The following is a 12,487-nucleotide window of genomic DNA, read 5'->3' as shown; positions in this document are numbered from 1 at the left end:
TTCGTTGAGAGCAAGTGCCCTGTGGCTGTCTTGCTAATGATGCAGTCTGGGTTATTGCTTCGCCAGAAGCTCCCACAAGGATCACGCCAGCCCCAAATGTCGTGATCCACGCAGAACGGGGGAAGACTCCAGGTTGAGCGCAGCGTTCTGTCATGCATGCTCCTTCTACAACAACCGCACCGCTCTGATTGTCAGCCGAACACGACCGCGTAGATCCCCACCACGCTTAATGCGATCACCGTCGCACCCAGTACCGCCACTTCACGCAGCGGTGCGGGAATCCTTTCCTGCTTCAAGCCCTTCGCGCTTTTGCGATAACGGGCGTTGAGGCCGATCTGGATGAGGATACCTGCCATCAGCGAGACGATGACCGGCAGCAATGCGATCAAGCCGAAATGCGGAATCCAGCGCAGAAAGATCGTACACACCACCAGCAACGTCATCAGCGTGCGGCGCCAGGCCAGCAGCGTGCGCTCCGGTTGCAGACCGGGATCGTCGTGGCTCAGCGTAACGGGACCACGACGGCTCATGACGCGCCGTAAATCAGAAACACGATCAGCCCCGCCGCCACCAGTGCACCACCCAGCGAGAGAATCGGCACTAGCACCGGCAACGGCAGCGGCTTGCGCAGACGCATCGCTCGCTCGACCTTCAGCCATCGCACGCAGGCGCTGGCGCTGACCAGCATCGCCAGCACCAGCAACGACAAGGCTACAGCCCGCCGCAGCCCCGGGCTGAACACGTCGCCGGTAAACGCTTCGACGGCAATGCCTCCGGCCAGAAACGCCAACGCGGTGCGAATCCACGCCAGAAACGTGCGCTCGTTGGCCAGGGTAAAACGTGGGTCGGGTTCGCAACCTCCGCCCAACAGGGACGAGGACAGACGATCACGATCAGGAGAAGGGACTTTGCCGGAATCCGGAGAGTTCATGTCGCACCGAGGTCGGGTAGATGCCGTCGATCATACCGGTCATCACCACGAAAGGCCCGCCTCGCCTGCGACATGGGCGTATCCGTGCCCGCAGATCGTGAAAGTCATTTGCAATTTCCCTTCAAAATCCCTGACTTGTCCTACGCTCTGTGTCAGACGGTCGCTGTTGCGATACCGTGTGAACGGACCTTGAAGCGTCCGTCCCCACGGCGGGTCTGAATCGTAGACGTCAGCGAGGGTTGGGCTTGAGACAAGTAGAAGCGACGGACTTCGACGCCAGGCATCGGCGCCTGAAGCGCATGCCTGTGCTGTGGCTGACGGGATTTTTTACCGTATTGGTGTGTTTTTCCATCACCAGCATCACCCTGTGGCAGTTGCGCCAGACACGCACCCACGAACTGGAAATTGCCGAAACCACTGCCGCCAACCTTTCGCGCTCGATGGCGCAGCAGGCCGACGACACCTTTGATCAGGCGGACATCCCCGTGGCAGGCATCGTCGAGCGGCTGTCTTATGACGGCTTCGGCGCGGCCCGCAGTTCGCGCATGCACGAATACCTGCGCGTCACGGCGGCCAGCGTCGAGCAGATTCAGGGCCTGTTCATTTATGACAAGGACGGCAATTGGGCCGCCACCTCGTTGAGCCATGCGCCGAGCAACGCCAACAACGCCGACCGCGAGTATTTTCAGTTTCACAAAGCCATCGACAGCACACTCCCCCACATTGGCCAGGCCATTCGCAGCCGCTCCACGGGTGACTGGATCATCCCCCTTTCACGACGGGTCAACGATTCGGCCGGTCATTTCGCAGGGGTCGTGCTGGCGACCATCGAACTGGCGTATTTCGACCGTTTTTTCGACCGCTTCGACATCGGTCAGCGAGGTGTCATCACTCTGGCCATGGCCGACGGCATCGTTCTCGCCCGCCGCCCCGCGCTGGAGAACGTCAGAGGTGCGTCGATTGCCGATGGCGAGCTGTTTCGCAAATACCTGAAAGAGCGTTACGAGGGCACCGCGACCGTGCGCTCCATTCTCGATCAGGAAATGCGTATTTATGGTTACAAGCGTCTGGACCGCTATCCTCTGGTGGTGCTGGCCGGGTTGTCAGAGCAGGAAGTGCTCGATGAATGGCGGCAATATGCGTGGCGCTCACTGGCCATTATTGTGTGCGTGGTGGTCGCCAATCTGCTGTTTGGGGTGCTGCTTTTTCAGCAGATCCGCTTCGGTCTGAACGCCGAATCCCAATTGCGCATCGCCAGCCATTCTCTGGAAAAACTCGCGTTGCAGGACGGCCTGACCGGGCTGGCCAACCGCCGTCATTTTCAGGAAATTCTGGGGCTGGAGTTTCCCAACGGCCTGCCCAACCTACACCCGTTGAGCCTGATCATGATCGATATCGACTTTTTCAAAAGCTACAACGACAACTATGGCCATGTAGCGGGCGACAAATGCATCGTTGCGGTGGCCGAATGCATTCGCGGCAATCTCAATCGCACGGGAGACCTGGCCGTCCGTTACGGTGGCGAGGAGATGGCGGTGTTCCTGCCCTACAGCGATGCCCAAGGGGCCTTTGCATTAGCTGAACGCATTCGCGTGGCGGTGCTGACGCGGGGCCTGGAGCATCAGGGCAACCCCAACGGCATCGTCAGCATCAGCCTGGGGGTTTATGGCTGTTCGGCGCAGGAGTGCCCGACCATGGAAGAGTTCGTCGAGCGGGCGGACGCCGCGCTCTACATGGCCAAACACGACGGCCGTAACCGCACGGCGCTCTGGCAAAGCGCCTGATGATCAGAGTCCGGCCTGAGCCTTGACGATCTGCGCCACTTTGCCCCTGAACAGCTCCAGCCGGTCCTGCGGCGCGTCGTGCTCCACCACCAGCGCGCCCACCTCCTCGCATGATGCCACCTGATAGTGGGCGATGCTCGCCAGCTTTTCATTGATCACCGCCACCACCACTTGCCCGCTGCGCGCTACCACCGCGCGCTTGAACTCGGCCACGTCCATGTCAAAAGCCGTCACCCCTTTGATGGCATCCAGCGCACAGGCGCCGAGAAAACACAGGTCGAAGTTGAAATGGGTCAGTTGCTGGATCGTGGTGAAACCGTAGGTGCTGCCCGCCACCGGGCTGAGTCGCCCGCCCAGCAGAATCACCTCCACCAAGGGCAACTTCATCAGCTCCACGGCAATGACAGGGGCGTTGGTGGTCACCGTCAACGCCATCTGCGGATCGATGGCCCGCGCAATGGCAAGGTTGGTCGAACCGCCGTCGATGAACACATGCTGCCCTGCGCTGATCAACCCCGCTCCCGCCACACCCAGCGTACGTTTGCGATTGGGTTCATGCTCGATACGGGCCGTGATCGGCCCGTCGGACGCCAGTGAAATCGCCCCGCCATACACCCGCTTGCACAGCCCGGCAGCGGCCAGCGCGCCAAGGTCGCGGCGAATGGAATGCTCGGAGACATTGAATTCGGCGGCCAGATCAGCCGCAATCACACGGCCATGGGCGGCCAGACGCTCGGTAATCAGACGCTGGCGCTCACCGGGAAACGCTTCGGGGTTGGCAGACATACAGCCCTCGACATCAAGCGGAGTCGATCAAAAACGAGCAGGATGATGGAGGCTGCGGTTGAACGATGTCAAACGGAACGTCGGTGACCAGGGGCCACACGCGTGACACCCCTGGCCTTTCTCGGCGGTATCAAGGTGCCTATTCCTCCTCTTCTTCCTCGTCGTCCACTAAGGTAAACCAGGGTTTCAGTTCGCTCAGCTCGAAATTGTCTGACTCCGCTCTGAATCTCCCGATGCGGGGAAAGTCAGTGGGTTTCTGTGACACGGACGAGTCCATGATGTCAGCGCTCGTCAATACAACGGATTTGTCAGCCATGTTTGAGCCTCCCTGTCCAAAGATGCGCGTCGCGATTCAACGCCGGTTCACTATAGACCAGCCCTGTGAACCGCTCGTCGATTCGAGACCCGTTGGTCATCTCCAGTTTTATCGAAGCCCGTTGCGTTTCAGACAGAAGGCCCACGGTTGGCTCGCGAGGGTCTGTGGGAGATTCTATGTTGTCTGGTCAACTGCATTCGTCGGAACGCCGCCCGCACCAAGGCGGCTTCCACAATAACCGCGCCGGACCCAGGCCGTTTGTTCGACGCCGAATCTGTGGGAGCCGGCTTGCTGGCGAATGCGACACATCAGTCACCTCATTCGGCAACTGACCCACTGCTTTCGCCAGCAAGCCGGCTCCCACAAGATCTGCGTCCTGCCGCCGGATAGCGAGCACACATCAGAACTCCCCATACTCCGCACGCATGCGCCCGTTGCGCTTGACGTGATAGAGCAGCCCGTCGACTTTCTCGATAAACGACACCGCGCTCTCCCCCACAGAGGGCACGAGGGTACCGACGCCCAGACTTAACGTCAGCAGCGGCGACACTTCGGATTTTTCATGGGGAATCTGCTGTTGACGCACCAGTTGCATGCACTTTTCCGCCACCCTGCGGGCCTTGTCCTGAGAGGTCTCGGGCAATAGCCAGACGAACTCCTCGCCGCCGATCCGCGCGATGAAATCAGCCGGATCGTTCGCCGCCTGAGACAGCGTCTTGGCCACCGTGCGCAACGCTTCGTCACCCTTGATGTGGCCGTAGTGGTCGTTGTACTGCTTGAAATAGTCGATATCCATCATGATCAACGACAACGGCTGGCGCGTCTCCTGTGCGCGGGCCCATTCACGATCCAGCACGGTGTCGAACATCCGCCGGTTGGCAATACCGGTCAGGCCATCCTGATAGGAGAACGCTTCGAGCTGCTTTTGCAGACGAACGAGGTGTTCTTCGGTCTTCTTGCGCTCGCTGATGTCGAACATGAAGCCGACCAGCGCCTCGACTTCGCCCTGCTTGCGCACCACGTGCACCACATCGCGAATCCAGACGTACTCACCATCCCTAGTCAGCGCGCGGTAGTCCGCTTCGTGGTCGACCCCGGCCTTGGACTGGGACACACAAAAATTGACCACGTAATCCCGGTCGTCGGGGTGCATCCGTTCGACCCAGTCATTGATCCCCACCCAACTGCCCTGCTCCCACCCCAGCAGTTCTTCAATCTGCGGCCCGATATAGCTGAACGTCATGGTCTGCCAGTCGATACGCCATGGAATGGCTTTGGTCGACTCGAGAAGCGTCTTGTACACATCGCTGTCAGTGCCGGACGGCAGAGATTCATCACTCATGGGCGACCACTTCTTACAGGAAAAGGAGGTGGCGACAGCATGTTGCCACTATCGACAGGGCGCAATGGTCAGACTCAGGAGAAAGGGGACTTTTCGGACGGTTGGTTGCCTGAAATACCTCAGCGCACCGCCCATTGGGTGCTGCAGCGCCCTGATCATGCGTTCAATCGTCTGGAGCGCTGGCTGCTCGCCTGCCCGATGTATCCGGCCCTGAATCGGGCCAACGTCACCCCACACACCGAACCGATCGCTCATCTGGACGAAACCGGTATTGTCGCCGCACGCGGGCAACATGACGGTGATCTTTCAGCGGTTCAGCTTCAATTACTACTGGCTGACCCGGTCACTGAAGCGCGGTGATCACGAACTGCGACCGTGATCACCGCCGCCAGGCTTACGCCAACAACGAATAGATCAGCGCCGAAATCGACACCAGCCCAACCACGACAACGAACACGTTGGACAGCTTGCCTGCGTACTGACGCATCGCAGGCACTTTACGCACGGCGTACATCGGCATGAGGAACAACAATGCCGCGATGACCGGGCCACCCAAGGTTTCGATCATGCCCAGAATGCTCGGGTTGAGCGTTGCCACCAGCCAGCAGACCACCAGCATGAAACCTGCGGTCAAACGGTCCAGCGCACGGGGCGACGGGCGTCGGCCGCTCTTGATCACCAGGCCTTTCAAGCCCTCGCTGGCGCCGATGTAGTGGCCAAGGAACGACTTGGTGATCGCCACAAAGGCAATCAGCGGTGCCGCGAACGCGATGGTCGGGTTGCTGAAATGGTTGGCCAGGTAGGACAGGATCGACAGGTTCTGCGACTTGGCTTCGGCCAGTTGTTCAGGCGACAGCGTCAACACGCAACTGAACACGAAGAAAAGCACCATCACGACCATCAGCAGGTGGGCGCGCGACAGAATCTGCGAGCTGCGCGCATCGGCCTGTTCGCCGTACTGGCGCTTTTGATCCACGGCGAACGCGGAAATGATCGGCGAATGGTTGAACGAGAACACCATCACCGGGATCGCCAGCCACAGGGTGTGCACCAATGCCGAAGGCGCGGGCACGCTGGTCGCGGTGATCAGGATGCCGCCGGTCCAGTGCGGAATCAGAAACACTGCCAGAAACAACAGCGCGGCAATGAACGGGTAAACCATCAGGCTCATCGCCTTGACGATCATCTGCTCGCCGCAACGCACCACGGTCAGCAGGCCGATGATCAGCACGAAGGCCAATAGGGCGCGCGGAGGTGGCTGTACGTGCAACTGGTGCTCAAGGAAGCTGCTCACGGTATTGGTCAGCGCCACGCTATAGATCAGCAGGATCGGAAACACTGCGAAGAAATACAGCAGGGTGATCAACGCACCGGCCTTCTTGCCGAAATGTTGCTCGACCACGTCGGTGATGTCGGCGCCTTCGCGACCGGACAGCACGAAACGGGTCAGCCCCCGGTGTGCATAGAACGTCATGGGGAACGCCAGCAATGCCAGAATCAGCAGCGGCCAGAAGCCGCCAATGCCTGCGTTGATCGGCAGAAACAGCGTGCCTGCGCCGATGGCGGTGCCAAAAAGGCCAAGCATCCAGGTGGTGTCCTGGCGCTGCCATTGGGTGATGTTCGGGGTCACGCTCGCGGGCGCGGCGTCGATGGGTTGCTCGACGCTGTTGGCCTGATCATTCATCCGGTCGATTTCTCCGTTGCCGGTGATAGCTACAAGGTCAAAAGCGCGTCGAAAAGCTCGGCAGTCAGCGCCCCTGACCGGTTCTCTACAGGGAAAGGGGCGCGATTGTCCGGGATTGGCGAGCAGAATCAAAGGGTTGTCGGAGAGATGGTCGTCGAATCAGCATTTTCCGACGAGCGAGTGCGGCACCAGATCGTGTAAGGAGGCGCTGGATTTGGCACAGCCGAGCGGTCTGTTTGACACCGACTCAAGCATAAAAAAGACCCCGAGATGCGAACCAAACAACGCATGGCCTGGATAAGGATTCGATCTTCAATGCGAGGCAGAGCCTGAGCCAAGATAGCAAGGTTAACGCCCTCATGTTTGAGCGCAAAAATGATGTGGGCGAGAAAATCGCCGGCCTCTGGGGCGACCGCCCGTGGCACTGCAAGCGCGCCGTTGAGCCGTTCAATGCGGGTAACCGGTTGAACGCGTGCGGGCTTCTTTACCCCAATCACCTTCAGCCCCATGGCATCGATCAAATGGGCATAACCCGCCAGGGTCGCGAGTTGATGTCCATCAGTAAACCCAGACATGTCAGCTGTCAGCAACGTCGTCTACGGAATGTCCTGGGAACCCAATCCAAGCCTGAGCCCACTCAAGGAAAAACATCTATAGGAGAAATACAATGCAAGCGTTATCCAAAATTACCGGCGGGATGATCCCATCGTCTTCTACCTACCGTCTTAATCATAAAGTCTCCGACGGTCCAGTGAGCGGGCAAGAGTTCAAAGCCAACTTACAGCCTCGCTTCGATAAACTTGCGGGCCGTGATCAGCAGCCTGACATCTGCTACCGCGCCGCGGTTCATGCCGCACGTGCCGGAAACGCGATCACTAAAGATGCGGAGAAAGCGCTTAATGAAGGGAAAAACTATCCCCCCAGTTACCTTAAGCTTATGGGGATAAGCGACCAGTCGAAGCGACTGGACTTTAATTCCACAGACATCCCGGAATCAGGCTTCTTAAACTTTCACAGCGCAACGGAAGGACGCTTGGTGCACACTGCATACGTTCATAGGGATCAGGACGGTCGTCTGTTATTAGCTCACAATAACGGGCTGTCGCTGGATCTAGAGCTCGGCATGCCTGAGAGAACTGGCGGTGTTAACGTGCACGACATTACAACAGGGCATGATGGCGACATCAACCGCTATCTCACCACAAACAAACTAAGTTTTCATTATTCTCCGGCGTCTGAGGTCAATGGAAGAGCTTAGTCTCAGCTTCACTCTGACGGCTCAAAACTCCCCCGACCTGATAAGTCCTCGTCTCCCCCACTCAGCATTAATTCCCTTGGATACTATCGGAGAGAATGTCTGAGTTATCGAATCTCAACTGGCTTGACCGACGCGTCGCCTGGGACAATTGACCGGTTCCCTAAGTCAATCAATGTCTGCACCGGAAGGATGTCCCGAACGCCTGTAATAGGGCCGTCAACTGAAGACGCTCAGGCGACGCACATCGTGCAGCTCAGAAACCTCTGACGCTGTCAGCTATCGGGCCAGAAGCGCACTGTGAACAGCTACCCATTCAGCGCCATACCCTGGCTACGGTAGCGCTATCTGTCCCCTGATATCATGAGTGTCGTTCCACGCAATAATGAAAACCTACGCAGATGTCCGAAAATGGCCAGTCGCAATGATCGGTCACCGGTATGATGCCTTTCATGCAAAACATCATCGCCTCCCCTGAAAGTGACGCCTGCTACCTGGCATTGAAAGCGCACGATGCGCGATTCGATGGGTCATTCTTTGCGGCCGTCACAAGCACTGGCATTTACTGCCGACCGGTGTGCCGCGTGAAAACCCCGCGGCGCGAGAACATTCATTTCTATCGTCATGCCGCCCAGGCAGAGGCGGCAGGGTTCAGGCCCTGTCTGCGATGCCGCCCGGAGCTGGCGCCGCACGCGGTGTCCTGGAGCACCGAGGATGCCTCCCGCATACTCGCGTTGCAGGCGGCCCGCATGATGGACGAGCCACAGGTCTGGAGCAGCACGTCATCCCCTGCGGATGGCGTTTCGATGCCCACAAGAGGCGGCCTGATGGCCCGCGTGGCGCAACGGCTCGGGGTAAGCGATCGGCATTTGCGCCGCATTTTCGAGGCCCACTTCGGTGTCTCGCCGCTTCAATATTTGCAGACTCGTCGCTTGCTGGCGGCCAAACAGCTGATTGCCGACACCCGCTTGCCCATGGCCCAGGTGGCCTTGTCTAGTGGCTTCTCCAGTGTGCGGCGCTTCAACGATGCGTTTTCGCAGCATTACGGCCTGAACCCCAGCGCCCTTCGACGTGCCAAGCAAGCACCTGACGGTCAAGGCGTCAGCGTCAAGCTGGGGTGGCGCCCCCCCTATGACGTGGCCGCGATGCTGAATTTCCTCCACTTTCGCGGCCTTGCCGGTGTCGAGTACGTAGAGGGTCAGGACTATTGGCGCACGCTGCACGTGATTCAGGATGGAAAAACCCGCCAAGGCTGGATACGTGTCCGCTTCGATGAGGCGTGTGCAATAGCGGTGGTCACCCTCAGCGACTCATTGGCGGCTGCCCTGCCTGCGCTGATCAACCGCGTGCGGGCCGCATTCGATCTGGACGCCGATCCGATTGCGATCAATGCCACGCTACATGACGACTTTCCCCTCTGTGACGGCTTGCGCGTGCCCGGCACACTGGACGGCTTCGAACTGGCGGTACGCGCGGTGCTGGGGCAACAAATCACGGTGGCCGCGGCCCGCACGCTCGGCGCGCGTCTGGTGTGCGCGTTCGGAGAACCTGTCGAGACGCCCGTTGCAGGGCTGAATCGGCTGTTTCCGACACCCGCCGCGCTGGCAGCGGCAAGCCCGGACGCATTGGGTCGACTGGGCATCACCCGGCAACGTCAGGCTGCACTGCATGGACTATCGGAAGCGGTACTCAGTGGACAACTGGTGTTGAGCCCCGGGGGCGATGTCGCGATGACGTGTGCCGATTTGCGCAAGCTGCCCGGCATCGGCGACTGGACGGCGCAATACATCGCCATGCGCGCTCTGCGCTGGCCCGATGCATTTCCCGCAGGCGACGTGGCGCTGCAAAAAGCTCTTAAGGTCGGCACGGCCAAAGCGGCCGAACAGGCTGCGCAACGCTGGCGCCCATGGCGAAGTTATGCGGTGCTGCGTGCCTGGCACAGCCTAGCCGACAGTCAACCACGTTCCACATCACATCACATCACAGCCCAGCACAGCTCATCCCGAGCACCGTGATCGGACGGGGTCATCTTTATTGAACGGAGCTTGCACCGCCCCATGAACTCACTGACTCACCCCCTTGGGCAGTTGCACGGCCAGAGCGACCCGTTTGGCGACAGCAAACCCGAGTTTGCCCTCGACACCTCTTTCCGCACGGCCAAACGTGTCGAGCTGGATGAGCACTCCTGGGTCGAAAATCGTGCCCGGCCAAGGTCAGTGGCAGCTTTCGGACGACACGGGGCTAGGCTTCAATCTGCGTTTGTCGCAACGGCACACTCAGCTCTACCCGCAAGCCGTCGCTGCGGCTGTCGAATTTCAGTGAGCAGGAGCAGCGCTGAACGATGGCCTGCACGATCGCCAGCCCCAACCCTGCGCCCGGACTCTTGCCATTGCGCCAGAAACGCTGGGTGAGTTTGTCCAGATCCGGCTCGGGAATCCCCGGCCCATAGTCCCGCACCCGAAAATGCGCCTGACCGTCGAATGTTTCCAGGCTCAATTCGACCCGCGCGCCTACTTGCGTGTGGCGCAACGCGTTGTCCAGCAAGTTGCGCAGCGCCGCCACTGCCAGCGCCGCAGGCATCTCGACGGGCGCGGTGGACAACTGCGACGGCAGGATCAACTCGATACGCTCATCGTCGCCGTGATTGGCATCGTGAATCGCCAACCGGGCCACCTTTTCGGCATCACATTGCACACCATCATCGAACGAAAGGCTGCCCTCGACTCGCGCCAGTAATAGCAACTGTTCAAGGGTCCGGTGCATCCGGTCGGCGCCCTCTTCCGCATGAGCCAGTGCCCTGTCGCGCTTGTCACCCTCGGTCATGCGCGCCACTTGCAGGTGAGTCTTGATGGCGGTCAGCGGGCTGCGCAACTCATGGGCCGCGTCGCCGGTGAGCCTGCGCTCGCGCTCAAGGGTCTGGGCAATGCGCTGGAATAGCTGGTTCTGGCTCTTTAACAATGGTTGCAATTCGCTGGGCAGGTTCGGAACGTCCAGCGGCTCGACCGAATCGGCGCTGTGTCTATTGAGCGCGTCACGCATTCGATTCAGCGGCGCCAGCCCTCGCCCAATGCCGAACCACACCAGAATCAAACTGCCGAACAACGCCACAAGTACCGGCACCGAGGCTGCCAGCAACACCGAGTGGCCCAGCACGTCCCGCTCAATCTGGCGGTCGGCCGTACTGACCCGCACACTGCCGTGCATCATGGTGTACACCCGCCAGTGCTCGCCGTTGATCATCTGGTCGACAAACCCGCTGGAATCCGCCTTCAAGGGTTCGGCGGGCGAGCTTTCGGTGCGCGCGAGTACTTGGCCGCGCAACGAACTGAGCTGGCAGGCCATGCCATTGGGAATGCCCAGATCTCCAGCACGCAGCGACTTGCCGTCACTGTCATTGGCAGGCATCTGCATTTGTTCAAGCAATCCGGCCACCATCCGCGCCGAAGCCTCCAGACGCTGGTCGAGGGATTGCATCATCTGTGTGCGCAGGTCACGCAGCATCCACGCAGCGGCCAACACCCAGATCACGATGAATGCCGAGCCCAGGGTCAGGCTCAAGCGGGTTCTGAGGCTCATCATCCCTGTGACTCCGACAGGTCACCCGCAGGCCCGAGCCGATAACCAAGGCCACGCACCGTTTCGATGATGCCGCCGCCGAGCTTGCGCCGCAGATGATGGATGTGAACGTTGAGGGCGTTGCTCTCCACTTCGTCGCCGAACCCGTACACGCAGTCCTTGAGTTGCTCGCTGGACAGCACCCGGCCGTGGTTATTGAGCAACGCTTGCAGCAGGGCCTGCTCACGTCGCGATAAATCAACCGGCTGCCCGCCAAGACGGGTTTCACGGCTGCTGGGGTCGTACGTCAGCGGACCGTGCTCGATCACATTAACGCTGCGCCCGGCCATGCGTCGCACCAGCGTGTGCAGACGCGCGCTGAGTTCGCGCAGGTCGAAGGGTTTGAGCAGATAATCATCAGCCCCGGCCTGCAGGCCGTCGACGCGATCAGTGACGGTGTCTCGCGCCGTCAGAATCAACACGGGAATGTCGCTGCCCTGCTGACGCAACTGACGCAGCAGCTTGAGTCCGTCCTCATCGGGCAATCCAAGGTCGAGCACCATGACGTCGAAATGTGCCGCCGACAGCATCGCTCGTGCGGCCGACGCCGTCGCCACCCGGTCCACGGTCAGCCCCTGGGCGTCCAGCCCGGCCACAATGCCACTGGCGATCAGGTCGTCGTCTTCACAAAGCAATACGTGCATGGGCGGCCTCGATAAAAAAGGCGATTGAATCAGGGCGGGATTAAGGGTGGATTATGCATGGACTCGGAACGCGGAGGTATTCGCAGGCCGTTAATAGCCCCTTAATCACCGCTCATCATCCTTGCGCCAT

12 protein-coding genes are annotated in these 12,487 nt (G+C 59.9%); 4 read left to right on the top strand and 8 right to left on the bottom strand.

The window, feature by feature from the left end:
* Positions 1-191: 191 nt before the first annotated feature.
* The gene (locus ACI5GA_RS23440; RefSeq protein WP_404640054.1) at positions 192-530 is read right to left on the bottom strand and encodes a DUF202 domain-containing protein; all 339 of its coding nucleotides are present in this window, start codon (positions 528-530) and stop codon (positions 192-194) included.
* On the bottom strand, positions 527-931 hold the full coding sequence (locus ACI5GA_RS23435) for a YidH family protein (RefSeq protein WP_404640052.1): 405 nt from the start codon (positions 929-931) through the stop codon (positions 527-529). The genes ACI5GA_RS23440 and ACI5GA_RS23435 overlap by 4 nt, the downstream gene beginning before the upstream one ends.
* A gap of 245 nt (positions 932-1,176) precedes the next feature.
* On the opposite strand from ACI5GA_RS23435, the gene ACI5GA_RS23430 reads away from it, so the two are divergent.
* Complete coding sequence (locus ACI5GA_RS23430; RefSeq protein WP_421424433.1) at positions 1,177-2,715, top strand: sensor domain-containing diguanylate cyclase; 1,539 nt, start codon at positions 1,177-1,179, stop codon at positions 2,713-2,715.
* Positions 2,716-2,718: 3 nt separating this feature from the next.
* On the opposite strand, the gene ACI5GA_RS23425 is transcribed toward ACI5GA_RS23430, so the two are convergent.
* Together ACI5GA_RS23425 and ACI5GA_RS23420 are read right to left on the bottom strand one after the other, a co-directional pair.
* Positions 2,719-3,501 (bottom strand): DeoR/GlpR family DNA-binding transcription regulator, encoded by a 783-nt coding sequence (locus tag ACI5GA_RS23425; RefSeq protein ID WP_404640048.1) that lies wholly within the window; start codon positions 3,499-3,501, stop codon positions 2,719-2,721.
* A gap of 716 nt (positions 3,502-4,217) precedes the next feature.
* Entirely contained in the window at positions 4,218-5,159 is a 942-nt protein-coding gene (locus ACI5GA_RS23420; RefSeq protein WP_421424432.1) for a sensor domain-containing diguanylate cyclase, read from the bottom strand.
* A 39-nt stretch (positions 5,160-5,198) separates the two neighbouring features.
* Here ACI5GA_RS23420 and ACI5GA_RS23415 point away from each other — a divergent pair, with 39 nt between their 5' ends.
* On the top strand, positions 5,199-5,519 hold the full coding sequence (locus ACI5GA_RS23415; RefSeq protein WP_421424431.1) for a hypothetical protein: 321 nt from the start codon (positions 5,199-5,201) through the stop codon (positions 5,517-5,519).
* A gap of 34 nt (positions 5,520-5,553) precedes the next feature.
* On the opposite strand, the gene ACI5GA_RS23410 is transcribed toward ACI5GA_RS23415, so the two are convergent.
* Positions 5,554-6,843, bottom strand: coding sequence for a serine/threonine transporter (locus ACI5GA_RS23410; RefSeq protein ID WP_421424429.1), 1,290 nt, complete (start codon positions 6,841-6,843; stop codon positions 5,554-5,556).
* Between the two features lie 128 nt (positions 6,844-6,971).
* Complete coding sequence (locus tag ACI5GA_RS23405) at positions 6,972-7,418, bottom strand: hypothetical protein (protein ID WP_421424426.1); 447 nt, start codon at positions 7,416-7,418, stop codon at positions 6,972-6,974.
* A 92-nt stretch (positions 7,419-7,510) separates the two neighbouring features.
* On the opposite strand from ACI5GA_RS23405, the gene ACI5GA_RS23400 reads away from it, so the two are divergent.
* Together ACI5GA_RS23400 and ACI5GA_RS23395 are read left to right on the top strand one after the other, a co-directional pair.
* Complete coding sequence (locus ACI5GA_RS23400) at positions 7,511-8,101, top strand: hypothetical protein (protein WP_421424425.1); 591 nt, start codon at positions 7,511-7,513, stop codon at positions 8,099-8,101.
* Between the two features lie 449 nt (positions 8,102-8,550).
* Positions 8,551-10,113: an AlkA N-terminal domain-containing protein gene (locus tag ACI5GA_RS23395; protein ID WP_421424422.1), complete on the top strand. Its 1,563-nt coding sequence runs from the start codon at positions 8,551-8,553 to the stop codon at positions 10,111-10,113.
* A 226-nt stretch (positions 10,114-10,339) separates the two neighbouring features.
* On the opposite strand, the gene ACI5GA_RS23390 is transcribed toward ACI5GA_RS23395, so the two are convergent.
* On the bottom strand, positions 10,340-11,677 hold the full coding sequence (locus ACI5GA_RS23390) for an ATP-binding protein (RefSeq protein WP_404640032.1): 1,338 nt from the start codon (positions 11,675-11,677) through the stop codon (positions 10,340-10,342).
* Positions 11,674-12,357 carry a response regulator gene (locus tag ACI5GA_RS23385; protein WP_421424421.1) on the bottom strand — a complete coding sequence of 228 codons (684 nt, stop codon included), beginning with the start codon at positions 12,355-12,357 and terminating at the stop codon, positions 11,674-11,676. The genes ACI5GA_RS23390 and ACI5GA_RS23385 overlap by 4 nt, the downstream gene beginning before the upstream one ends.
* Positions 12,358-12,487 lie beyond the last annotated feature (130 nt).

The sequence above is a fragment of the Pseudomonas sp. Pseu.R1 genome (genome assembly GCF_045764065.1).
GTDB lineage: Bacteria > Pseudomonadota > Gammaproteobacteria > Pseudomonadales > Pseudomonadaceae > Aquipseudomonas.
Note: the sequence above shows the minus strand (reverse complement) of the source record. Positions and strands in the feature narration are given on the sequence as shown.